Genomic DNA, 21,123 nt, shown 5'->3' with positions numbered 1-21,123 from the left:
CGCTGGCGTTGTCCTGATCCCGCAACCGCCCTAGGCCCCCATGTGACCCCCCCGCCGCGCCAGCCCCGCGACCGAGACGCCGCATGATGAGCCGGATCGGGCCGACCCCGAGGTTGCCACTCCAGGCATTCTCCCGGGAGGTCCCACGAGGCGTGTTGCCGCCGCCGCGCCTCGCCGTGTTCGACCTGGACGGCACGCTGGCCGACAGCCGCGCCCTGATGTTCGAGGCACTGGACGACGCCGCGCGCCGATTCGGTTTCCGCCGGATCGACCATGCCGAAGCCGAATCGCTGCGCGACCGGGATGCGCGGGCCATCATGCGGGCGTTGCATGTTCCGCTGTGGAAGCTGCCGCGCATTGCCGCCCATGTGAAGGCGCTGGCCACCGCCGCCCCGCCGCCGCCGCTGTTCCCGGGCGCGGAGGCCATGCTGGACCGGCTGCGCCTGGCTGGCGTCACGCTGGCGCTGGTGTCCTCCAACAGCGAGGCGAATGCCCGGCGGGCCTTGGGCGACGCCGCCGCCAGCTTCACCCATTGGGCCTGCGACGCCACCCTGTTCGGCAAGGCGTCCCGCTTCCGCCAGGTGCTGCGCCGCAGCGGTCGGCTGCCGGCCGAGGCGATGGCGATCGGCGACGAGCTGCGCGACATCGCCGCCGCCCGCAGCGCCGGCGTGCAGGCCGGCGCGGTGGCCTGGGGCTACGCCGTGCCCTCCGCCCTGGCCGCGGCGCGACCGGACATCCTGTTCACCAGCATGGCCGAGATCCCGGCCTGGTTCGCCGCCTGAGCCGTCCGTCCCAGGCTATTGCGGCATCCCGTCGGGGATGACCGTCTGGATCAGGCTGGAATCCAGAGCCTCGTATTCGTGGTACTTGATGGTCGCGTAGAGCTGCGCGCGGGTCTGCATCCGGTCCAGCATCTTCATGGTGCCGCCGTCTCGGTTGATGGCGGCGTAAAGCTCCTCCATCGCCCGCGCCGCGACGCGCAGGTGGCTGACCGGCCAGATCACCATGGCATAGCCGAGGTCCTGGAATTCCTGCGCCGTAAAGAACGGCGTGCGACCGAACTCGGTCATGTTGGCCAGCAGCTTCACTCCGGGCATGCGGCGGGCAAATTCGGCGAACATGTCGCGCGTCACCAGCGCCTCGGGGAAGATCGCGTCGGCGCCGGCCTCGAGATACAGCTTCGCGCGGTCCACCGCCGCATCCATGCCCTCGCTGGCCACCGCATCGGTACGGGCAATGATGTACAGGTGCTTGCGCGCCTTCCGGGCGGCGGCGACCTTGGCAGCCATGTCGCGGGCATCGGCCAGCTTCTTGTCGTTCAGGTGGCCACATTTCTTCGGCAGCAACTGGTCTTCCAGGTGCACCGCCGCGGCGCCGGCTTCCTCGAAGGTCCGCACCATGTGCATGACGTTCAGCGCCTCCCCATAGCCCGTGTCGCCATCGACCAGGATGGGCAGGGATGCGGCGCGGGCGACCTGGCGGATGTGGAAGGCCACGTCATCCACCGTGATCATGCCGAGGTCGGGCAGGCCCATGGTCGCGGACATGGCGGCACCCGACATGTACAGCGCCTCGAACCCCGCCTCCTTCGCCAGCAGGGCCGCGATGCCGAGATGAGCGCCCGGCATCTGCAGGATCTGCGGCCGGTCGAGCAGCGCGCGGAAGCGCTGGCCGGCGGGGGCGTCGGGCAGGTCGTCGGCGATGACATAGGGCATGGCGGGGCTCTCCGATGGGCGGGACGGGCCTTGTCTAGCCCGCCGCGATATCCTCCGCCCAGACCTCCGGCCGCTCGGCCTGGAAGCGCTGCATCAGCGCGTGGCAGGCCGGATCATCAAGCACCGTCACCTGCACGCCACGATCACGCAGAAAATCCTCGTTGCCGGCGAAGCTGCGGTTCTCGCCGATGACGACCCGGGGAATGCCGAACTGCACGATGGTGCCGGCGCACATCATGCAGGGGGTCAGGGTGGTGTAGAGCGTGGTGCCGGCATAGCCGGGGCGGCGTCCGGCCTGGCGCAGACAATCCATCTCGCCATGCGCGATCGGGTCGCCCTGCTGCACCCGCCGGTTCCGCCCGGCACCGAGCAGCCGGCCTTCCGCCCCGACCAGCACGGCGCCGACCGGCACGCCGCCTTCGTCGAAGCCCGTCCGCGCCTGCGCCAGGGCCTGCGCCATGAACCCCTGATCGTCGCTCATGGCGTGCGGAAGAAAATGAAGGTGATCAGCATGAACAGCGGCACCAGGAACACCACCGCCCAGCCGCAATAGGCGAAGAAGGACGGCATGCGGACGCCGTTCTCCTCGACGATGGCCTTCACCATGAAGTTGGGCGCGTTGCCGATGTAGGAATTGGCCCCCATGAACACCGCGCCGCACGAAATCGCCGCCAGCGTCAGCGCCCCCTGCCCCATCAGCGTCACGGGGTCGCCACCGGCCAATTCGAAGAACACGATGTAGGTCGGCGCATTGTCGAGGAAGCTGGACAGCACGCCGCTCATCCAGAAGTACACCCACGGAATCGGCGCCCCGTCGGGGCCGGAGGTCAACGCCACCAGCCCCGCCGCGGCGCCCTGGCTGCCGGCGCGCAGGATGGCCAGCACCGGGGCCATGCAGACGAAGATCGCCGCGAACAGCTTCGCGACCTCCAGGATGGCGCCCCAGGCAAAGCCGTTCGCCTCCCGCAGCGCCGGAGTGGTGAAGGCGACGGAGACGCCGGTGATGGCGAGGAACAGGCCGATTCCGACCACCCTTTCCACCTCCATCACCTGCCCCAGCACGTTCATGCTGCCGAGCTTGACGTAGCCCATGCCGATGACGACGCCGACGATGGCCACCACCAGCCAGACGTTGAGCCATCCCTCGATGCCCACCGCTTCCTTGGCGACCACGGGTGGCACCGGCTTCTCCCGGTTCCAGGCCAGCGTATCCAGCAGCCAGTAGACTGCCAGCAGGATCACCGCGCAGGTGGCGAATTCGGCAAAAAGGTGGGTGGTGGGCCAGAAGAAGGACACGCCGCGCAGGAAGCCCAGATACAGCGGTGGGTCGCCCACCGGGGTCAGGCTGCCGCCGATATTGGCGACCAGGAAAATGAAGAAGACGAAGGTGTGGGTCTTGCGGGTGCGGAAGGCATTGGCGCGCAGCACCGGGCGGATCAGCAGCATGGCCGCCCCCGTGGTGCCCATCAGGCTGGCCAGGATGGTGCCGATGGCCAGCAGCGCCGTGTTCACCGTCGGCGTGCCGACCAGCGAACCCTTCAGCAGAACCCCGCCGCCCGCCGTGTACAGCGCCAGCAGCAGCGCGATGAAGGGCACGTACTCCAGCACCATGACATGGGCGAACTCGTACCAGGCGGCATCGAAGCCGAAGGTGGCGGCGAAGGGCAGCAGGAACAGCGCCGCCCAGATCGCGGCGATCTTGCCGTAGTGGTGGTGCCACAGATGCGCGGCCACCAGCGGCATCAGCGCGATGGACAGCAGGATGCCGACGAAGGGAATGCCCCAGGCCAGCGACAGTTGCGCTCCCGGCACGCCAGCCGCCAGCGCCTGCCCTGGTGCCAGCAGAAGCGCGGCGCCCAGGCCAAGCAGACCCTTCCCCCTCATCCCCGGATTCCCCATTCGCCATCCCCTGTTCCAGCCCATAGACGCTTACCCATGCCGCGTCACCGGGCGCTTTCCGGGCTTTCCCCGGGCAGGAAATCAGCCCGTTGCCTCACGATCCCGCCGCCCGCCCTTCCCGCCAAGCCCCGCCCGGCCTACCTTCCGCGCCGCAAAGCGGAGAACTCGCGCATGGAAATGACCGGCGAACGGCGCATCGCAGCGCCCCGGGAACGGGTCTGGGATGCCCTGAACGATCCCCAGGTGCTGCAGGCGGCCATTCCCGGCTGCGAAAGCGTGGAACGGATCGGCGACGACCAGTTCCAGGCCAAGGTGTCCATGAAGCTCGGCCCGATGTCCGCCAAGTTCGGCGGCAAGGTCACGCTGTCCAACATCGTCCCTCCGGTTTCCTACACCATCTCCGGCGAGGGCACCGGTGGCGCCATGGGCTTCGCCAAGGGCGGCGCCGACGTGGCGCTGGAGGAAGACGGGCCGGAGGCGACCGTGCTGCGCTATGCCGTTCGCGCCCAGGTCGGCGGCAAGATGGCGCAGCTCGGCGCCCGCCTCATCGACAGCACCGCGAAATCCATGGCCGACCAGTTCTTCGATCGCTTCGCCGCCATCGTCGCCCCGCCGCTGGCCGAGCACCCGGCACCGCCGGACCAGCCGGCCTCCCGCGCCGTCGCCGGCACGGATACCGAATACCTGGCCGAACCCGCCACCGCCGCGCCGCTCACGCAGCATGGCGCGGAGGGCATGTCGCCGGGCGGGCCGGTGCACCGGCCAAACCCGACCTCGGGCCAGCTGCCGCTGCCGCTGCGCCTGCTGACGCAGGATTTCCTCGGCTTCCCGATCCAGGTCTGGTTCGGCCTGGGCGCGATGCTGGTCGTCCTCGCGCTGATCTTCCTGACGTGAGCAGGCCGGCCGACGTTGCCGCGACGCAGCGCCTGCTGGCGGAAGGCGGCTACGTCGCCGACCGCCAACTCGCCACCACCATCCACCTGGCGCTGCGCATGAACCGCCCGGTGTTCCTGGAAGGCGAGCCCGGCACCGGCAAGACCGAGATCGCCAAGGTCCTGGCCGCCGAGCTGCCGCGCCGCCTGGTCCGCCTGCAATGCTACGACGGCATGGACCTGGCCTCGGCCGCCTATGAGTGGAACCACGCCCGCCAGCTCATGGCGATCCGCTTGGCCGAGGCCAGCGGCGGCGCAGGAGACCGGGAGGCGCTGGAGCGCGGCATCTACGACCGCCGCTTCCTGCAGTCCCGCCCGCTGCTGGATGCTTTGGAGGGCGAGCCCGCCGTCCTGCTGATCGACGAGCTGGACCGGGCCGACGAGCCCTTCGAGGCCTTCCTGCTCGAAATCCTGGCGGACTTCCAGATCAGCATTCCCGAACTCGGCACCGTGAAGGCGACGACGCCGCCGCTGGTGATCATCACCTCGAACCGGACGCGGGAGGTGCATGACGCCATCCGCCGCCGCTGCCTGTATCATTGGGTGGACTACCCCGACGCCGCCCGCGAACGCGCCATCCTGAAGATCCGCGCGCCGCAGGTGGGCGAGGTGCTGTCCGCCCAGGTGGTCGCCTTCGTACAGGCGGTGCGCGGCGCCGATACCTTCAAGCCGCCCGGCGTCGCCGAGACCATCGACTGGGCCGCGGCGCTGTCCGCGCTCGATGCGCGGGAGCTGGAGCCGACCCTGGTCGATGAGACGCTCGGCGCGCTGCTGAAATACCAGGACGACATCGCCAAGATCCGCGGTGCGGAGGCTGCCCGGCTGGTCGCCGAGGCCAAGCAGGCGGCGGCGTGATTCCGCCGAAGGCGGCGCTTTCGCTGCCATCGGCGAGCCCCGGCGCCGCGCTCGCCTTCAACCTGCTCGCCTTCGGCCGCCTGCTGCGCCGCGCCGGCGTGCCGGTCGGCCCGATCGAAAGCATGGCAGGGGCGGAGGCGCTGACGCAGGTGGACCTCGGCGACCGCGCCCAGGTCCATGCCGCGCTGCGCGCCACCATGGTCCACCGCCACGAGCACTTTCTTCTCTTCGACCAGGCCTTCGGCATGTTCTGGCGCGATCCGGACGCCGCGCGCCACGCCAGCGCTATGGCGCTGATGGAGGGCATGCAGGAACCCGCCAAGCCCGCCCCGGCGCAGCGGCGCCTGGCAGAGGCGATGCAGGGCGACCGCCCGAAGCCGCCCCGGCCGGACGACAAACCGCCCGAGGAACGGGTGGACATGACCTTCACCGTCAGCGAGCGGGAACGCCTGCAGGCGATGGATTTCGAGGCGATGTCGGCCGCAGACCTCGCCAACGCCAAGCGCGAGATCCGCAAGCTGGTCCTGCCGCTGGATGCGCGCCCCACCCGCCGCTTCCGGGCCGATCCGTCCGGCCCGGCCTGGGACCTGCGCGCCACCACCCGCGAAAGCCTGCGCACCGGCGGCGAGATCCTGGACATCGCCCGCCGCCGCCGCATCGTCCGACCGCCGCCGCTGGTGGCGCTGTGCGACATCTCCGGCAGCATGGCGCGCTATGCGCAGATCCTAATCCACTTCCTGCACGCCGTGGCGAATGACCGCGAGCGCGTGCACACCTTCCTGTTCGGCACCCGCCTGACCAACGTCACGCGCCAGCTGCGCCACCGCGACGCGGAAGTGGCGTTCGAGGCGGTAGCGCACGCCGTGCCCGACTGGTCAGGCGGCACCCGCATCGGCGATTCGCTGGAACTGTTCAACCGGCTTTGGTCGCGCCGCGTGCTCGGCCAGGGCGCCGTGGTGCTGCTGATCACCGATGGGCTGGACCGCGAGGGCGCGCGCGGCCTCGCCGAGGCGACGGACCGGCTGCAAAGGTCCTGCCGCCGCCTGATCTGGCTCAATCCCCTGTTGCGCTACGCGGCCTTCCAGCCCAAATCGCAAGGCATCCGGGCGATGCTTCCGCATGTGGACGAATTCCGCCCGGTGCATAATCTTGCGAGCCTGCGCGACCTGGTCTCCGTCCTGTCGGACCCGCGCGCCGGCCGAATGAGGAGCGCGGCATGAGCGCATCGTCCGAAGACATTCTCGCAACCGCCGCCCGCTGGATGGCGGAAGGCGAGCAAGTGGCCATCGCGACCGTGGTCGAGACCTGGGGGTCGTCGCCGCGCCCGGCGGGGTCGCGCCTGGTGGTCACCGCTTCCGGTCGCATGGAGGGCAGCGTCTCCGGCGGCTGCATCGAGGGCGCTGTGGCCGACGTGGCGAAGCAGACCATGGCGAGCGGCACGCCGCAGCTGCTGGATTTCGGCATTTCCGACGACCGCGCCTGGGAGGTCGGGCTGGCCTGCGGCGGCAAGCTCAAGGTCTTCGTCGAGAAGCTCGGATGAAGGATCTTATGGATCTCCGGCGCCGCGCGCCACCTTCACGGCCTTGGCCGGCGCTACCAACCGCACGGGGAACTTGAACCATGACCCCGGAACTCCTGGCCCGCCTGACGGCCGCCCGAGACGCGAAGCATCCGGTCGCGCTGCTGACGCGGCTGCCGGATGGCGCGCAGCGACTGTATCCTGACGACGACCTACCGGAGCCGCTGGCCGCCGAGGCGCAGGCAGCCCTGGCGACCGATGCGGCGCGCAACGCCACGCTGGGGGAAGAAAGCTGGTTCATCCAGCCGCAGAACCCGCCGCTGCGCCTGATCGTGGTCGGGGCCGTTCATATCGCCCAGGCGCTGGTGCCGATGGCAACGACGCTCGGCTTCGCCGTGACGGTGGTGGACCCGCGCCGCGCCTTCGCGACGGAGGAGCGTCTCGGCCAATCCGTCGCCATCTCCGGCGACTGGCCGGATGAGGCGATGACCGCGCTGGCGCCCGATACCCGCACCGCCGTGGTCACGCTGACCCACGACCCGAAGCTGGACGACCCGGCGCTGGAAGTCGCGCTGCGTAGCCCCGCCTTCTACATCGGCAGCCTCGGCAGCCGCCGCACCCACAGCAAGCGCCTGGAAAGGCTGCGCGAGGCCGGGCTGGGCGAAGCCGAGCTTGCCAGGATCCACGCGCCGGTCGGCCTCGACATCGGCGCCGTCACCGCGCCTGAAATCGCTGTCTCCATCCTCGCCCAGATCATTGCCGCAAGGCGCGGGCCGAAGGGTTCGAAAACATGAATTTCGGCCCGACCCCGCTGGAGGAAGCGCGCGGCGCCATCCTCGCCCACACCGTCCGCCTGACCGGTCGCGTGATCAAGAAGGGCACCGTGCTGGACGAGGCCGCCATCACGCTGCTGCGGGAGGCCGGCCGGCGTGACGTCATCACGGCCCGCCTCGAATCCGGCGACGTGCCGGAGGATGAGGCGGCGGACCGCATCGCGGATGCGCTGATGGCCCCGCTCATCGCCCGGTCCCGCGCCGCGACCGGCCGGGTGAACCTGTTCGCCGAAAGCCCCGGCCTGTTCACGCTCGACGCCGCGCTGATCGAGCGCATCAACGCCGTCGACGAAAGCGTCACCATCGCCACCCTGCCGAACCACAGCGTGGTCGATACGAAGGAGATGCTGGCGACCATCAAGATCATCCCCTTCGCCGTCCCTGGCCGCGTGCTGGCGGTGGTGGAGGCGATTGCCAAGGGAGTCGGCGCCGGCCGCAAGGCGAATGGCGCGCTCGGCGTGCATCCGTTCCAGCCGCTCAGCGTCGGCCTGGTGCTGACGGAACTGCCCGGCATCAAGGAAAGCGTCATGGAAGGCGCGGTGGAGGCGACCGAGACGCGCATCCGCGCCCTGCTCGGCACGCTGCTGCCGGTGGAACGCGTGCGGCACGAGGAAGGCCCCGTGGCCGATGCGCTGGCCCGGCTGAAGCGCGCCGGCGCCGACCTGCTGCTGGTCGCCGGCGCCTCCGCCGTGGTGGACCGGCGCGACGTCGGCCCGGCCGGCATCGTCCGCGCCGGCGGCGCCATCGAGCATTTCGGCATGCCGGTGGACCCGGGCAACCTGATCTGCCTCGGCCGCATTGGCGATACGCCGGCCCTGGTGCTGCCCGGCTGCGCCCGCAGCCCGAAGCTGAACGGCTTCGACTGGGTACTCGCCCGCATCTTCGCTGGTCGCAAGGTGACGGCGAAGGACATCATGGGCATGGGCGTCGGCGGGCTGCTCAAGGAGATCGAGACGCGCCCCCTGCCCCGTGCCGAGGCGCCGCGCACCCCGCCGCTGACCAGCGCGCCGCGCCGCGCCCGCACCGTCTGCGCCCTGGTGCTGGCCGCCGGGCGTTCGCGCCGCATGGCGCCCTTGAACAAGCTGCTGGTGCCCGACAACAAGGGCATCCCGATGATCCTGCGGGTCGTCGACAACGTCCTGGCCTCGCACGCCTCGCCGGTGATCGTGGTGACCGGGCATGAGCGGGAGCGGATCGAGGAAGCGCTGGCCGGCCGGCCGGTGCTGTTCGCGCATGCGGAGAACTACGCCGATGGTCTGTCCGCCTCGCTGAAGGCGGGGCTGGCGGCGGTGCCGGCGGACGCCGAGGGCATCATGGTTTGCCTCGGCGACATGCCGCTGGTCTCGGCCGCCATGCTGGACCGGCTGATGCAGGCCTTTGATCCGGAGGAAGGCCGCGCCATCGTGCAGCCGACCTTCCGCGGCAAGCAGGGCAACCCGATGCTCTGGGCGCGGGAATTCCTGCCGCAGATGCTGTCGATCACCGGCGATATCGGCGCGCGCCACCTGGCGGCCCAGCATGCGGCGCGGATGGTGGAGGTAGAGATGGCGAGCGACGCCGTTCTGCGCGATTTCGACACGACGGAAAGCCTCAAGGGCCTGCCTGAATTCGCCGGCAAGCGATGAGTGCCTCGCCGATCGACGTCCGCCGGCTGATCGCGGACGTGCCACTGGCCGAGCACGCCCGCCGGGCCGACGCCTCTCATGCCGATGTCACGCCGGACCATTGGAGCTTCCGCAAGCCCTTCGCGCCGCTGGCCAAGGTGGGTCCCAACCTGACCCGGCTGGGCGCGATGCTGGAGGCGGCGGAGCTGTTTCCCGGCCTGCGCGTGCTGGAGTTCGGCTGTGGCGTAGCCTGGCTCGGCCGCCGCCTGGCCGAGGCGGGCTGCGAGGTCATGGCGACCGACATCTCCCCCACCGCGTTGGAGGCCGCCGCCGCGCATGATGCCCGGTACTGGCCGCATCTGGCGACGCGGCTGCGCTACGTACCCTATGACGGCATCCGTATCGACCTGCCCGATGGCAGTATCGACCGCGTCCTATGCCACGAGGCGTTCCACCACGTGTCGGACCAGGGCGGCGTGCTGGCGGATTTCTCCCGGCTGCTGGCACCGACCGGCCGTGCCGTGTTCATGGAACCCGGCCCGCAGCATTCCGGCGCCGAGAGTTCGCAAAACGAGATGCGCCGCCATGGCGTGATCGAGAACGACATCCGCATCCAGGACATCTGGGCTGCGGCGCAGGAAAGCGGCTTCGCGCGGATCGAGGTCGGCCTGTTCAGCATCCGTCCCCTGATGCTGCCGCTCGGACGTTTCATGGACCTGTATGGATACGAGATGGAGGGGCTCGCCGCGCCCAAGCCGCCACCTTCCGCCACCTACCGCGACCTGGCCCTGCCGGTGCTGCAGGGTTTCCGGATGTTCGTCCTGCATCGTGGCCAGGAAGCCAGCGACCGCCCGAGCAGCCTGCGGCGGGAGGGCCTCGCCGCCGAGATCGGCGTCCGCCTGCTACAATGTGGCGCCGATGGTCTGCGGCTGGTGCTGCGGCTGGAGAATACCGGCGAGGTGGATTGGTTGCCCTCCGGCTCGCAAAAGGGTTGTGTCAACCTCGGCCTGCTGCTGCTCAGGGCGGATGGCAGCCTCGTCAACCGCAACTGGAAGCGCCACCGCTTCCTGACCGATCCGCTGCCGCCGGGGGGCGTGGCGGATATTGACCTGACCTTGAATCTGCCGCCGGAGGCCGAGCTTTCGATCGACCTGGTGGCGGAGCATGTGCGCTGGTTTGGTGAACCCGGCCTCGGCCAGCGGCTTACGCTGCCGCCGGGCTGACGAAGTCCAGCAGCGCGGCGGACAGGCGCTCCGGATCGCTGACGATCAGGCCGTGCGGCGCGCCGGGGAAGACCTGTAGCCGGGCGCCCGGGATCAGCGCGGCGGTCGGGCCGCCGGTCAGCTCCATCGGGCAGGTCGCATCGGCATCGCCCTGGATCACCAGCACGGGCAGGCGCAGCCCCGCCAGCTCGGCCCGGAAATCCGTCTCCGCCAGGCTGCGGTGGAAGTCCAGGAGCCCCGGCAGAGATGCCCCCGCCGCCAACCGGCACACCCAGTCCAGCATGGCGTCGGAGGCCTCCGGGCCACCGAAGGCCCGCACGTTGCGGGCCAGCCACGAAGGGAAGTCCTGCCGCAGTTCCTCGCGCAGCGCCCCGAGAACCTCCGCCGGGATGCCGGCCGGGTTGTCCGGGCGTTGCGCCAGCAGCGGCGTCGTCGGACCCACAAGCGCGAGCCGGGCGATGCGCCCGGCGCCATGCCGGGTCAGGTAGCGCACCGCCTCCCCCGCCGCACCGGACATCGCGACCAGTGTGACTGCCGACAGGTCGAGTACGGCGAGGACATCGGCCAGGTCATCGGCCAGCGTGTCATAGTCGAAGCCATGGCCCGGATCGTCCGACCTTCCATGGCCGCGCCGGTCATAAGCCACGGCGCGCAGGCCGGCGTCGCGGATCGCCATCATCTGTCCAAACCAGCTGTCGCTCGGCAGCGACCAGCTGGCCAGGAACACGACCGGCGGGCCATCGCCGAAGCTGCGGTGGAACAGCCCGACGCCGTCGCGGGTGCGGATCATGCCAGGCCCTCCACCGGCACCCGCCGCAGCGCCAGCGCCTGCACCACCGCGAAGCCGGCACCCATGACGGCCTGCGCCAGGATGAAGGCGATGCCGAGCCCGGTCGGCGCCAGGCCGAAGGCGCCTGCCGCCAGCAGCAGGCTGTCCAGCACCCAGAGCGCGTTCAGCGCAACGATGGCCCAGGCAGCGCGCTGCCAAGGGCTGGCCGCCCAGCCCGTCAGGCCGACGAAGGCCGCCCAAGGCAGCAGCCCAAGGCCAACCCAGCGCAGCAGCGGCTCCGGCAGGCCCAGCGGGCCGGCCAGCGCACCGGCGCCGGCCGCCAGCACCAGGCCGCAGGCGGCGCAGGCCGCCGCATCGCCCAGCAGCGCCAGGCGCAGCATCCGAACATTCGGCATCGGGATCTCCTCCTTCAGTTTCCCATGCCGCCAGCCAACACCCGTCGGACGCCGGCGCGCGATAACCTCGGAGGTCATGGGAAGCCGGCGCCGGGCTGGCTAGGATCGCCACCATGCAAGCCCCAACCCCGTCCCCGCCCATCGGCATGCTGCTGCGCGAATGGCGGCAGCGCCGGCGCCGCAGCCAGCTCGACCTCGCGCTCGATGCGGAGGTCTCAACCCGGCACCTCAGCTACGTCGAAAGCGGCCGCGCCAGCCCGAGCCGGGAGATGGTGCTGCGCCTTGCCGATCAGCTCGACGTGCCGCTGCGGGCCCGCAACGCGCTGCTGCTCGCCGCGGGCTATGCCCCGGCCTACCGCGACGCCGCGCTGGCCGACCCGGCCATGGCCGGCGCACGCCAGGCCCTGGAGATGATCCTGGCGGCCCAGGCGCCGAATCCTGCGCTGGCGGTGGACCGGCATTGGCAGATCGTGGCGACCAATGCCGCCGTGGCGCCGCTGCTCGCCGGCATCGCCGAGCCGTCGCTGCTGGCGCCGCCGGTGAACGCCATGCGGCTCAGCCTGCATCCGGGCGGGCTGGCGCCGCGCATCGGAAATTTCCATGAGTGGCGGTCGCACCTTCTGGAACGGCTGCGCCGGCAGGTGGACGCCGGCGGCGATCCGGTGCTGGCCGCGCTGCTGGCCGAGTTGCAGGCGATGCCCGCGCCGCCACGTACCGCGCCGACCACGCCGGCGCTGGTCCCGGGCGGGGTCGTGGTGCCGCTGGTGCTTGAAAGTGCGGCCGGGCGGCTGACCCTGCTGTCCACCACCACCGTGTTCGGCAATCCGGCCGAGGTCACCCTGTCCGAACTCGCCATCGAATCCTTCTACCCCGCCGATGCCGAGACCGCGGCACGGCTGAGGAGCATCTAGGCCAGCCGCCAGTTCCCCGCGGCCGTGCGCCGGTAGCCGAGATCCTCGACCGCCCCGACGAAGCTGCGGAAATACCCGGGTTCGAGCAGTGCCACCGCCGAGGGGTCGGCCTCCGCCGCCACCGCGCGCGTCACCAGCCCCGGCCCCGTCGCCTCCCAGATGCGCACCTGCTGGCCGCGGCGGGCGGCCGAAACCAGCGGCGGCAGCATCCGCGCCACCAGCCGCTCCATCACGCCGCTACCCGGTGGCGCCGCCAGTACATAGCTGTGGACGTAGTAGGGAATCTCATCCGAGAACGCCGCCAGGAGCCCGACCCGGTGCAGCCGCGCCAGCCATTCGGAGACCGGCCGCAGGCAGCGCTCATCCACATCCGCCCACAGCCCGCCATGGCGCGCGAGGAACACCATCCGCAGCACGTCGGACTGCATCGCCGGATGGCGGCAGGAATCGAAGGCTGCGAGCGCCTCCGTCCCCACCCCGGCCAGGAAATCCCGCGCGCTCGCGGCATGGAAACGGGCCAGGGGCAGGCCGGGGTGGTGGCGCACCCAGCTTTCCATCACCTCCAGCACATCGGACGGTGGGTCGGGCGTGTCCCAGTACTGCACGAGTGGCACGGTGAGCGGCGGCCCGGCGGCAGGGTCCGGGCCGTGCCAGATCGGGATCGCCCGGTCCAGCACCAGCGCCGTCACCGCCTGCCGCGCCGGGTCGCTGCGGTAGTGCTTGGCCGCGAAGGCGGCGGCCGTGACCGCCCGCAGGCGCGGCACCTCGCCGGCCAGCAGCATCAGCCGGGTCCGCAGCAGGGCGCCGTCAGCGCTGGACAGGTGGTCCGGAAGTGTCGCCAGCATGGCTTCCGCCGCGGCTACCTCGCCAATCTGCAACAGCATGCGGGCCGCCGCCAGCGCATCCCGCCAGTGCAGCGCCGGCGGGTGGCGCAGGGTGGCACGCGATGCGGCATCGGGTTCACCCTCCGCCAGGCGCAGCCGCACCAGCGCCTCCGCCCAGTCTCCGCGCTGGTCCTCGGGACGCGCGGCCAGCACGGCCTCTGCCGCGCGCGGATGGCCGGCCCGCAGCAGCAGCCGGGCCAGCTTCGGCGCGTCGCGGCGTCCGCGGCGCCAGGCGCGGCAGGCGGCCCGCGCCTCCTGCCGCGCGGCGGACAGTTCCGCCGCCACGTCGCGGGTCATCGCCACCCACCAGGCCGGCACCGGCGGGCGCAGGGCACGGAAGCAGCGCAGCGCCAGGTCGGGCCAGCCGAGCAGGTGCAGCGACCGGCCGAGCAGGAAGCGCGCCTGGTCATCCTCCGGCCGCAGCGCCAAAAGCGCCCGTCCATGCGCCGCGGCCAGGGCATCCTGGCCGAGGCCCGTCCGCAACCGCACCAGGGCGCGCAGTGCCTCCACCTGGGTCAGGCCGGTGGCCCGCGCCGCCGCCTCCAGCGGCGCGATTGCCGCGATCGGGTCGGGCAAGGCCAGCAGGTGCCGCGCGCTGCGCAGCGCCTCGGCCGCAACGTCCTCCGTCAACCGATCGCGGCCTGTACCCATCGCGCGGTCGCCAGCAGCCCGGCATCCTCGCCGATCCGACCGACCAGCTGTACCCCGAGCGGCAGGCCCTTGGGGCCCGTGCCGGCCGGGATGGTCACGTTGGGCCCCCACAGCAGGGTCCAGAGCAGGTTGAAGGTGGCATCGCCGGTATAGCCCAGACCTTCCGGCGCCTCGGCCGGCGCGCTGGGCGTCAGGATGGCGTCGAGGCCCTGGGTTGCATCCAGGAAGGCGGCGCGCGCGGCCTTGGAGGCGAGGCGCGATTCGAGCAGCTTCTCGGCCGGCTGTGCCTCCGCCCATTCTAGCCTTTCGCGCAGCACCGGCGAGATCTCGGCCCGCGCCACCGCCCATTCCCAGGCCAGCGCCTGGCGGGTTTCCATGTTCATCATGTGGGCGTGCAGCGCGGCCGCCTCCTCCAGCGCCGGCGGCAGGGCGAACTCCCGCACCTCGGCGCCGGCGCGACGCGCGGCCTCCGCCACTTCGTGCAGCCGCGCCACGGTCTCGGGCGCCGCGGCCCCCGGCGCCTGACCCAGGCTGAGGCCAAGGCGTGGCGCGCGGGAAAGCTTCGCCTCCGGGTCCATCGGCATTCCGGTCATCGCACCGATCGCGAGCCCGCAATCGGCGACGCTGCGCGCCATGACGCCGATGGTGTCGAGACCTTCCGAGCACACCTTCATGCCGCCACGGTGCAGGCTGCCATAGCTCGGCTTGAAGCCGACGACGCCGCAATAGGCGGCCGGGCGGATGATGCTGCCCGCCGTCTGCGTGCCGAAGGCCAGTGGCAGCATGAAATCCGCGACCGCGGCGGCGGAGCCGGAGGAGGACCCACCCGGCGTATGCGCGGGGTTGTGCGGGTTGGTAGTCGGCCCAGGATTGCGCGTGGCGAATTCGGTGGTGACGGTCTTGCCCATGATGACCGCGCCGGCCGCGCGCGCCGCGGCGACCACCGCCGAATCGCCGCGCGGCCGGTGCCCGGCCCAGATCGGCGAGCCATAGCCGGTCGGCATGTCCGCCGTATCCAGCACGTCCTTCACCCCGAACGGGAGGCCCGACAGCGGGCCGGGGCGCGCCCGTGTGGCGGCGCGGCGGGCCAGGCCGCGGTCCAGATGGACGAAGGCGTGCACCACCTCCTCCCGCTCCTCGGCGCGGGCCAGGCAGGCCTCCATCAGGTCGGTGGCGGAAAGCCGGCCGGCGGCGATGGCGCGGGCGGCGTCGAGGGCGGTGAGGCGGTTCGGTTCCATGACCGCATCACGCCATGCCAGGCACGCTTTGCGAAGATGCCCCCGTGGCGGGTGTCACGGCGGGGCGCCGATGCCACATAGAACAACATGCCGCATGCCAAGATCCAGGTCGCTGCCGCCGAAGACGGCAGCCTGTCCTACGCCGTTCCCGTCGCGCCCGAGGCGCTGCCCGCCGTCACCCCCACCGCCCTTCTGGCCGCCTGGGATGCGGCACGGGACCGCGCCCATGCCGGCCAGTGGGGACCGACGCGGACGATGCTGTTCCGCCGCCCGGACGGCAGCGCCACCGTGCTGTCCATCGCCGACCGCGACGCACGGTCCTGGGCCGAGGCGGTGGACCGCCGTGCCGGGCTGGAGACGTTGCCCGGCCTGGCCCTGTGCCTGCGGCTGCTGGCGCTGGTGGAGGTGATGGGGCGCAGCGCCTGGATGGCCGGCCTGTTCGCGGTGACCACCGATGGCGTCGAACTGCATCCTTCCCTGCTGCGCGCCGCCGCCGCCCTGCCATTGGATGCCGGAGCCAGGTTCGACGCGGAGGAACTTCGCGGGCTATTGTCACGCACCCTGCCCGGCCCACCCGAGGCGGGCCCCCGCGTCCTGGCCTGATCCGCCGCCCCGAAGGTTCCCGACATGCCCCGCCGCCTGCCGATCCTCCTCCTCGCCACCTTGCCGCTGGCGGCCTGCAACATGGCGTTGCCCAGCAACCTGCCGACGCCGATCGCCGCCCCGGCGCCGGTGCCGCAGGGCCAGCGCGACAGCCGCTACGAAGCCTGCCGGACGGAGGCCACGCGCGTCGTGCAGTACCGGGAACGCGGGCAGTTGATGCGGACGGATGAGACCGAGTCGAGTCGCGGCACCCTCGGCGTCACGCCCTACAGCCGGATCGAGTCGGATCGCGGCGCGGCGCAGATCGATCGCGACCGCCTGATCGCCGAATGCCTGAGCCGCGCGCCTACCCCGCCGGCCGCCACCCCGGCCACCCAGCCGGCGCCGCCGGCCGCCCCGCGACGGGTGCGCTGACCCGGCGTCCCGGGTGGCCTCCTCCAGCGCCCTCGCCCGCGCGCTCGCCACGCGCGATTCCCGGCTGTTCTTCTCCGGCTCCATGGTGGCCTGGACCGGGCTGTGGATGCAGCGCATCGCGGTGTCCTGGCTCGCCTGGGAACTGACGGGTAGCGCCTTCTGGGTCGGCATGGTGGCGTTCTGCGACCTGGCGCCGGCGGTGTTCATCAGCCCGCTGGCCGGCGCGATGGCGGACCGGGTCGACCGGGTCAAGCTGGCGATGTGGACGCAGGCGGCGATCGCCCTGCAATCCGCGCTCGTCGCAGGCATCACCTTCAGCGGCCACATGACCATCGCGATCCTGCTGGTGCTGGAGGTGATGGGCGGCATCGCGGCCAGCTTCGCCCAGCCGGCGCGGCAGACGCTGATGCCCGGCATCGTCGCCCGCGCCGACCTGCCAGCCGCCGTCGCTGCCAATTCGCTGTGCTTCGCCACGGCGCGCTTCATCGGCCCCGCCATCGCCGGCCCGGTCATCGCCATCTGGGGTGTGGTGCCGGCGATCGCGGGCAATGCCGTGGGCTACATGTTCGCCTGCCTGTCCATCTTCCTGCTGCGGATCGACCCGAAGGAACGCCGCGGCCACCCGGCCTCGGCATCCCTGTTCGGGGAGGTGATGGAGGGGTTGCGCTACGCCGCGCGGCATCCGGGCCTTGGCCCGATCCTGCTCTATGCCGCGCTGGGTGCGCTTCTGCTGCGCGGGGTGCAGGAGATTCTGCCGCCCTTCGTCGAGCGCCTGTTCGGCCGCGGCGCCGAGAGCCTGGCGATCCTGACCGCCTGCTTCGGCGTCGGCGCGCTGGTCGCCGGGCTATGGGTGGCCTCCCGCGGGCGGCTGGAGGGAACCACCCGGCTCGCGGTCTTCGCCGGACTGGCTCAGGCGGTGGCAACCGTGGGCTTCGTCGCCACCAGTTTCTTCCCCTTCGGCATGCTCTGCGCGGCGCTGATCGGCGGCACCGCCTCGATTCACGGCATCAGCGTGCAGACCCTGATCCAGAGTGCCACGGACACGACCTATCGCGGCCGGATGCTGAGCCTCTGGGGCCTGATCACCCGCGCCTTCCCGGCGCTCGGCGCGCTGACGCTGGGCGCGGCGGGGGAATTGTTCGGGCTGCAATGGCCGACGCTGGTGGCGGTGGCGCTGTTCCTCGGCGTCTTCGCCTGGGGCCTGACGCGGCTGCGCCGGATGGAACGTGAATTGGAAGGCGAGCCGGCATCCTCGGCCAGCCGTTAGGAGCGAGCAAGAATGTTGAACGCAGCCATCGTCGGCATGGGCCGCTGGGGTCAGGTGCTGGTCAACAGCGTCCAGGGCCAGCAAGGCGCGCCCATCCGCTTCGTCGCCGGCACGACAAGGTCCCCGGACAAGGCGCGCGCCTGGGCCGGAGAGCAGAAGCTGCGCCTGCTGCCGGATTTCGCCGCCGTGCTGGCAGACCCGGAGGTTCAGGCGGTGGTCCTGGCGACGCCGCACGCCCAGCACGCGGATCAGGTGATCGCTGCCGCGCGCGCCGGCAAGCACGTGTTCTGCGAGAAGCCCTTCACGCTGGACCGCGCCAGCGCCGCCGCCGCCGTGGCGGCCTGCGAGAAGGCGGGCGTGGTGATGGCGCTCGGCCACAACCGGCGCTTCCTGCCGTCCGTGGCCCTGATGAAATCCATGCTGGCGGAGGGCAGGCTCGGCACCCTGCTGCACGTCGAGGGCCAGTTCAGCGGCCCCGGCGCACGCGCGTACCAGCCCGGCATGTGGCGCGCGGACCGCGCGGAAAGCCCGCTCGGCGGCATGGGCGGCATGGGCATCCACATGATTGACATGATCATCCACCTCGCCGGGCGCTTCCGGCAGGTCTCTGTCGTCAGCAAGGCGCAGGTCTCCAAGACCATCGACGACACAACGGCGATGCTGGCGGAACTCGAAAGCGGCGCGACGCTGAACTTCGCGACCCTCGCGCTGACGCCATCCTTCTGGCGCGTGGCGCTGTTCGGGACGGAGGGCATCCTGCAGTTGCAGGGCCATGAGACGCTCAGCTTCACCCCGCGCGAAGGTGAGCCCTGGGTGAAGAATTTTCCGAAGACCGACATTGAAGCCGCTGAACTTGCGGCATTCGCGGCTGCCGTCGCTGGCGGCCCGGCCTACCCGCTGCCGGTCGCCGAGGCGATCCACGGTGTCGCGGTGTTCGAGGCGATGATCGGCGCCGCGGCATCCGGCAGCAGCTACGCCGTGGTGGCGTAGCGGCCGGGCGCTGCGGTAGGATCGGCGCATGTCGACCCGCCGCCGCACCCTGCTGACCTGCCTGCCCGCCGCAGCCCTTCCCGTGGCCGCGCAGGCCTTCCGGCTCGAGGCGCCATCCGCCGATATCGCCGCCGAATACGGCAGGGGCTGCCCGGCGACGGACAGCCATGCGGCGCTGGAGGCGGAGTTGGCACGGATGCTGGAGGGCCGGCCGGTGCCACCGGAATTGGCGCCCGAACTGGCGCGGCTGGCCCGCTGCCCCTTCTGTGGCTGTGCCGTGGCCGGTGCCGCCGACCATGGAGAGGCGGCACCACCCCCGGAAGGCTGATCCGGGCAGGCCAAGCCCCGTCTTGTCGCCCTGCCACCCCCGTCCTACGAACACCGCGCGAAATACCACGAGGAGAACCGCGCGATGTCCAAGATCACCCGCCAGGGCAGCAACCAGATCCTGTCGACCTCGGTCGAGTACCACAACTTCGTCTACCTCGCCGGCATCACGGCCGACGACCTGTCACAGGACATCAGCGGGCAGACCCAGCAGGTGCTGGCGAAGATCGATGCCGCGCTGGAAGCCAACGGCACCGACAACACCCGCCTGCTGCAGGCGCAGATCTGGCTGAAGGACATCCGCGACCGCGACGCGATGAACAAGCACTGGGTGTCCTGGCTCGGCGAGGCCGGCCGGCCGGTGCGCGCCTGCGTCGAGGCGAACATGGCGGACCCGCGCCACCTGGTCGAGATCATGGTCACCGCCTGCCGCTGAGGCAGCGGCGAAGGCCGATTCATTCCCTGGTCACATGTCAGCCATGTGACCAGGTTTTAGCGCCTCCCGATTCCGTGCGTCGGGTGTGGCTTTTTTGCCGCTACACTGTGTCTTCGTGTTTCGGCGTGTTTCATCCTAGGAAGATGATCTGTTCCTGGGGCAGGTGATCACGCCGGCTTGAGCAAATCGCCCCGCTTGGGCGCCGTTGCGATCACGCCGGGTTGCCCCGGCCCATCCCCGGCGGTTACCGCATGTTTCAGGCGAGCCGAACGGCGCGCTTGAGGCACACGAACGGGGATCAACACATGCGGGCAAGAGGCACGCTGGCCGCACTCTGCGTCCTGATGGGAACATCCGCCATCAGCCTGCCCAGCGCCCTTGCCGACCGGATCAACCCGCAGGCGCAGGCGGCCGCGCAGCGATCGACGCCGAGCCAGCGCGCCGCCCGCCCCGCGGCCTCTCCGCGCCAGGATGCCCAGGCCCGCCCCGTCCGCACCATCAACGGTCCGCAACTCGCCTCCTTCCGCGCCGCCGTGCCGCACGTGGGTATGGGCACGCCCATCCTGCCGGTTGCCGCTACCTCCGGCCTGTCCTGCGTGCCCTTCGCGCGCATGGCGACCGGAATGAACATCAGCGGCGATGCGCGGCTGTGGTGGGGCGCGGCCGCAGGCACGTATGCCCGCGGGCAGCAGCCCGAGCGTGGCGCCGTGTTGGCCTTCACAGCATCCGGTGGCATGAGCCGGGGCCATGTGGCCGTGGTCAGCCGTGTCGTTGGCAGCCGCACCATCCATATCGACCACGCCAATTGGGGCGGCCCCGGCATCCGCCGCGGCAGCGTGATGCGCGGCGTCGTGGTGATGGACGTCTCCGACCGCAACGATTGGACCGCGGTCCGGGTCCAGGTCGGCCACGCCAGCGACAGCTTCGGCCGCACCTACCCGACGCATGGCTTCATCTACAACCGCCCCGCCGGCACGCGCATGATGACCGCGGAGGCGCCGGCGCTGATCGAGGTGGCGCAGGACGGCGCCCCGCATGCCAGCCAGCATCTGCGCCTGACCTCGCAGCTTTTCGAGTAGAACCCGTCCCGGGGCCGGCGCGTCTGGCCCTGCGGAGGGTCCTTCCATGCATGAACGCGGCACCGATGGCGCCGAACGCCTGTTCCTGACCGACAGCGAACCGCGCGGCGGCCAGATCCCGAACAATCCCCGCCTGCCCGTCCTGATCCACCGCGGTGCCGTGCCCGTCGGTGATCCAGACGCCGCGGAGGCCCTGTTCGGCCGCCACGGCTGGCCGCCCGCCTGGCGCGATGGCATCTACCCCTACGACCACTACCACCCCAACGCGCATGAGGCGCTGGCGATCGCCCGCGGCCACGTCCGGGTGCGCCTGGGGGCGGAGTCTGGGGTGGTGCTGGACCTGGCTGCCGGCGACGTGGTGGTGCTGCCTGCCGGCACAGCGCACCGCAACCTGGGGCAGTCGACGGACCTGCTCGTGGTCGGCGCCTATCCGCCGGGCGACCCGCCGGAGCAGTACACGGTGCGTCCGGGCGAACGCGAACGCGCCCTGCACGCCATCCCGGCAACGCCCGATCCGCCCGGCGACCCGGTGACGGGCCAGCCGTACCGGTAGCGGCC

The 21,123-nt window shown here is 71.3% G+C and carries 24 protein-coding genes; 17 read left to right on the top strand and 7 right to left on the bottom strand.

What is annotated here, in order from left to right; genetic code table 11:
* Nucleotides 1-152: 152 nt before the first annotated feature.
* Nucleotides 153-782, top strand: a complete 630-nt coding sequence (locus tag ACLF3G_RS00390; RefSeq protein ID WP_430667332.1) for an HAD hydrolase-like protein — start codon at nt 153-155, stop codon at nt 780-782.
* Nucleotides 783-797: 15 nt separating this feature from the next.
* Here ACLF3G_RS00390 and prpB read toward each other — a convergent pair whose 3' ends face one another.
* From prpB to ACLF3G_RS00375, 3 genes are read right to left on the bottom strand one after another with little or no spacing between them, the layout of a single operon-like run.
* Nucleotides 798-1,715, bottom strand: a complete 918-nt coding sequence (gene prpB / locus ACLF3G_RS00385) for a methylisocitrate lyase (RefSeq protein WP_430667331.1) — start codon at nt 1,713-1,715, stop codon at nt 798-800.
* Between the two features lie 34 nt (nt 1,716-1,749).
* Nucleotides 1,750-2,196: a nucleoside deaminase gene (locus ACLF3G_RS00380; RefSeq protein WP_430667330.1), complete on the bottom strand. Its 447-nt coding sequence runs from the start codon at nt 2,194-2,196 to the stop codon at nt 1,750-1,752.
* Nucleotides 2,193-3,599 (bottom strand): sodium:proton antiporter, encoded by a 1,407-nt coding sequence (locus ACLF3G_RS00375; protein ID WP_430667329.1) that lies wholly within the window; start codon nt 3,597-3,599, stop codon nt 2,193-2,195. The genes ACLF3G_RS00380 and ACLF3G_RS00375 overlap by 4 nt, the downstream gene beginning before the upstream one ends.
* A 186-nt stretch (nt 3,600-3,785) precedes the next feature.
* Here ACLF3G_RS00375 and ACLF3G_RS00370 point away from each other — a divergent pair, with 186 nt between their 5' ends.
* From ACLF3G_RS00370 to ACLF3G_RS00340, 7 genes are all read left to right on the top strand, one after another.
* Complete coding sequence (locus ACLF3G_RS00370) at nt 3,786-4,508, top strand: SRPBCC family protein (RefSeq protein WP_430667328.1); 723 nt, start codon at nt 3,786-3,788, stop codon at nt 4,506-4,508.
* Nucleotides 4,505-5,401: an AAA family ATPase gene (locus ACLF3G_RS00365; protein WP_430667327.1), complete on the top strand. Its 897-nt coding sequence runs from the start codon at nt 4,505-4,507 to the stop codon at nt 5,399-5,401. Before ACLF3G_RS00370 ends, ACLF3G_RS00365 begins: the two co-directional genes overlap by 4 nt.
* Entirely contained in the window at nt 5,398-6,621 is a 1,224-nt protein-coding gene (locus ACLF3G_RS00360; protein WP_430667326.1) for a vWA domain-containing protein, read from the top strand. The genes ACLF3G_RS00365 and ACLF3G_RS00360 overlap by 4 nt, the downstream gene beginning before the upstream one ends.
* Complete coding sequence (locus ACLF3G_RS00355; RefSeq protein ID WP_430667325.1) at nt 6,618-6,941, top strand: XdhC family protein; 324 nt, start codon at nt 6,618-6,620, stop codon at nt 6,939-6,941. The genes ACLF3G_RS00360 and ACLF3G_RS00355 overlap by 4 nt, the downstream gene beginning before the upstream one ends.
* 80 nt (nt 6,942-7,021) lie before the next feature.
* Nucleotides 7,022-7,714, top strand: a complete 693-nt coding sequence (locus ACLF3G_RS00350; RefSeq protein WP_430667324.1) for an XdhC family protein — start codon at nt 7,022-7,024, stop codon at nt 7,712-7,714.
* Nucleotides 7,711-9,378, top strand: coding sequence for an NTP transferase domain-containing protein (locus ACLF3G_RS00345; RefSeq protein ID WP_430667323.1), 1,668 nt, complete (start codon nt 7,711-7,713; stop codon nt 9,376-9,378). Before ACLF3G_RS00350 ends, ACLF3G_RS00345 begins: the two co-directional genes overlap by 4 nt.
* Complete coding sequence (locus tag ACLF3G_RS00340) at nt 9,375-10,580, top strand: class I SAM-dependent methyltransferase (protein ID WP_430667322.1); 1,206 nt, start codon at nt 9,375-9,377, stop codon at nt 10,578-10,580. The genes ACLF3G_RS00345 and ACLF3G_RS00340 overlap by 4 nt, the downstream gene beginning before the upstream one ends.
* On the opposite strand, the gene ACLF3G_RS00335 is transcribed toward ACLF3G_RS00340, so the two are convergent.
* Nucleotides 10,561-11,370 (bottom strand): alpha/beta fold hydrolase, encoded by an 810-nt coding sequence (locus ACLF3G_RS00335; protein WP_430667321.1) that lies wholly within the window; start codon nt 11,368-11,370, stop codon nt 10,561-10,563. The two genes, ACLF3G_RS00340 and ACLF3G_RS00335, sit on opposite strands and share 20 nt — an antisense overlap.
* Complete coding sequence (locus tag ACLF3G_RS00330) at nt 11,367-11,765, bottom strand: hypothetical protein (protein ID WP_430667320.1); 399 nt, start codon at nt 11,763-11,765, stop codon at nt 11,367-11,369. Before ACLF3G_RS00330 ends, ACLF3G_RS00335 begins: the two co-directional genes overlap by 4 nt.
* 113 nt (nt 11,766-11,878) lie before the next feature.
* Between ACLF3G_RS00330 and ACLF3G_RS00325 the strand changes: the two genes are divergently transcribed.
* On the top strand, nt 11,879-12,676 hold the full coding sequence (locus ACLF3G_RS00325; protein ID WP_430667319.1) for a helix-turn-helix domain-containing protein: 798 nt from the start codon (nt 11,879-11,881) through the stop codon (nt 12,674-12,676).
* Here ACLF3G_RS00325 and ACLF3G_RS00320 read toward each other — a convergent pair.
* Nucleotides 12,673-14,190 carry a glycosyltransferase gene (locus tag ACLF3G_RS00320; RefSeq protein WP_430667318.1) on the bottom strand — a complete coding sequence of 506 codons (1,518 nt, stop codon included), beginning with the start codon at nt 14,188-14,190 and terminating at the stop codon, nt 12,673-12,675. The genes ACLF3G_RS00325 and ACLF3G_RS00320 overlap by 4 nt on opposite strands.
* Nucleotides 14,187-15,449, bottom strand: coding sequence for an amidase (locus tag ACLF3G_RS00315; RefSeq protein ID WP_430667317.1), 1,263 nt, complete (start codon nt 15,447-15,449; stop codon nt 14,187-14,189). Before ACLF3G_RS00315 ends, ACLF3G_RS00320 begins: the two co-directional genes overlap by 4 nt.
* A gap of 87 nt (nt 15,450-15,536) precedes the next feature.
* On the opposite strand from ACLF3G_RS00315, the gene ACLF3G_RS00310 reads away from it, so the two are divergent.
* The 8 genes from ACLF3G_RS00310 (at nt 15,537) to ACLF3G_RS00275 (ending at nt 21,118) form a co-directional block, all read left to right on the top strand.
* On the top strand, nt 15,537-16,052 hold the full coding sequence (locus tag ACLF3G_RS00310; protein ID WP_430667316.1) for a hypothetical protein: 516 nt from the start codon (nt 15,537-15,539) through the stop codon (nt 16,050-16,052).
* Nucleotides 16,053-16,076: 24 nt separating this feature from the next.
* On the top strand, nt 16,077-16,466 hold the full coding sequence (locus ACLF3G_RS00305; RefSeq protein ID WP_430667315.1) for a hypothetical protein: 390 nt from the start codon (nt 16,077-16,079) through the stop codon (nt 16,464-16,466).
* 13 nt (nt 16,467-16,479) lie between these two features.
* A complete protein-coding gene (locus tag ACLF3G_RS00300) occupies nt 16,480-17,733 on the top strand; it encodes an MFS transporter (protein ID WP_430667314.1) in 1,254 nt (417 codons plus the stop codon).
* A 12-nt stretch (nt 17,734-17,745) separates the two neighbouring features.
* Complete coding sequence (locus ACLF3G_RS00295) at nt 17,746-18,723, top strand: Gfo/Idh/MocA family protein (protein WP_430667313.1); 978 nt, start codon at nt 17,746-17,748, stop codon at nt 18,721-18,723.
* 28 nt (nt 18,724-18,751) lie between these two features.
* Nucleotides 18,752-19,051, top strand: a complete 300-nt coding sequence (locus ACLF3G_RS00290; RefSeq protein ID WP_430667312.1) for a hypothetical protein — start codon at nt 18,752-18,754, stop codon at nt 19,049-19,051.
* Nucleotides 19,052-19,135: 84 nt separating this feature from the next.
* Nucleotides 19,136-19,486, top strand: a complete 351-nt coding sequence (locus ACLF3G_RS00285; RefSeq protein ID WP_430667311.1) for a RidA family protein — start codon at nt 19,136-19,138, stop codon at nt 19,484-19,486.
* Nucleotides 19,487-19,791: 305 nt separating this feature from the next.
* A complete protein-coding gene (locus ACLF3G_RS00280; protein WP_430667310.1) occupies nt 19,792-20,565 on the top strand; it encodes a CHAP domain-containing protein in 774 nt (257 codons plus the stop codon).
* Nucleotides 20,566-20,611: 46 nt separating this feature from the next.
* Entirely contained in the window at nt 20,612-21,118 is a 507-nt protein-coding gene (locus ACLF3G_RS00275; RefSeq protein WP_430667309.1) for a cupin domain-containing protein, read from the top strand.
* Nucleotides 21,119-21,123: the final 5 nt, after the last annotated feature.

Source organism: Falsiroseomonas sp. HC035 (assembly GCF_050563525.1).
Taxonomy (GTDB): domain Bacteria; phylum Pseudomonadota; class Alphaproteobacteria; order Acetobacterales; family Acetobacteraceae; genus Falsiroseomonas.
Note: the sequence above shows the minus strand (reverse complement) of the source record. Positions and strands in the feature narration are given on the sequence as shown.

Coding starts and splice junctions, on each gene's coding strand:
- ACLF3G_RS00330 (WP_430667320.1), bottom strand. CDS start 11,765: ATGCCGAATGTTCGGATGCTGCGCCTGGCGCTGCTGGGCGATGCGGCG.
- ACLF3G_RS00345 (WP_430667323.1), top strand. CDS start 7,711: ATGAATTTCGGCCCGACCCCGCTGGAGGAAGCGCGCGGCGCCATCCTC.
- ACLF3G_RS00375 (WP_430667329.1), bottom strand. CDS start 3,599: ATGAGGGGGAAGGGTCTGCTTGGCCTGGGCGCCGCGCTTCTGCTGGCA.
- ACLF3G_RS00275 (WP_430667309.1), top strand. CDS start 20,612: ATGCATGAACGCGGCACCGATGGCGCCGAACGCCTGTTCCTGACCGAC.
- ACLF3G_RS00290 (WP_430667312.1), top strand. CDS start 18,752: ATGTCGACCCGCCGCCGCACCCTGCTGACCTGCCTGCCCGCCGCAGCC.
- ACLF3G_RS00280 (WP_430667310.1), top strand. CDS start 19,792: ATGCGGGCAAGAGGCACGCTGGCCGCACTCTGCGTCCTGATGGGAACA.
- ACLF3G_RS00340 (WP_430667322.1), top strand. CDS start 9,375: ATGAGTGCCTCGCCGATCGACGTCCGCCGGCTGATCGCGGACGTGCCA.
- ACLF3G_RS00305 (WP_430667315.1), top strand. CDS start 16,077: ATGCCCCGCCGCCTGCCGATCCTCCTCCTCGCCACCTTGCCGCTGGCG.
- ACLF3G_RS00370 (WP_430667328.1), top strand. CDS start 3,786: ATGGAAATGACCGGCGAACGGCGCATCGCAGCGCCCCGGGAACGGGTC.
- ACLF3G_RS00295 (WP_430667313.1), top strand. CDS start 17,746: ATGTTGAACGCAGCCATCGTCGGCATGGGCCGCTGGGGTCAGGTGCTG.
- ACLF3G_RS00315 (WP_430667317.1), bottom strand. CDS start 15,449: ATGGAACCGAACCGCCTCACCGCCCTCGACGCCGCCCGCGCCATCGCC.
- ACLF3G_RS00310 (WP_430667316.1), top strand. CDS start 15,537: ATGCCGCATGCCAAGATCCAGGTCGCTGCCGCCGAAGACGGCAGCCTG.
- ACLF3G_RS00325 (WP_430667319.1), top strand. CDS start 11,879: ATGCAAGCCCCAACCCCGTCCCCGCCCATCGGCATGCTGCTGCGCGAA.
- ACLF3G_RS00380 (WP_430667330.1), bottom strand. CDS start 2,196: ATGAGCGACGATCAGGGGTTCATGGCGCAGGCCCTGGCGCAGGCGCGG.
- ACLF3G_RS00285 (WP_430667311.1), top strand. CDS start 19,136: ATGTCCAAGATCACCCGCCAGGGCAGCAACCAGATCCTGTCGACCTCG.
- ACLF3G_RS00335 (WP_430667321.1), bottom strand. CDS start 11,370: ATGATCCGCACCCGCGACGGCGTCGGGCTGTTCCACCGCAGCTTCGGC.
- ACLF3G_RS00355 (WP_430667325.1), top strand. CDS start 6,618: ATGAGCGCATCGTCCGAAGACATTCTCGCAACCGCCGCCCGCTGGATG.
- ACLF3G_RS00350 (WP_430667324.1), top strand. CDS start 7,022: ATGACCCCGGAACTCCTGGCCCGCCTGACGGCCGCCCGAGACGCGAAG.
- prpB (WP_430667331.1), bottom strand. CDS start 1,715: ATGCCCTATGTCATCGCCGACGACCTGCCCGACGCCCCCGCCGGCCAG.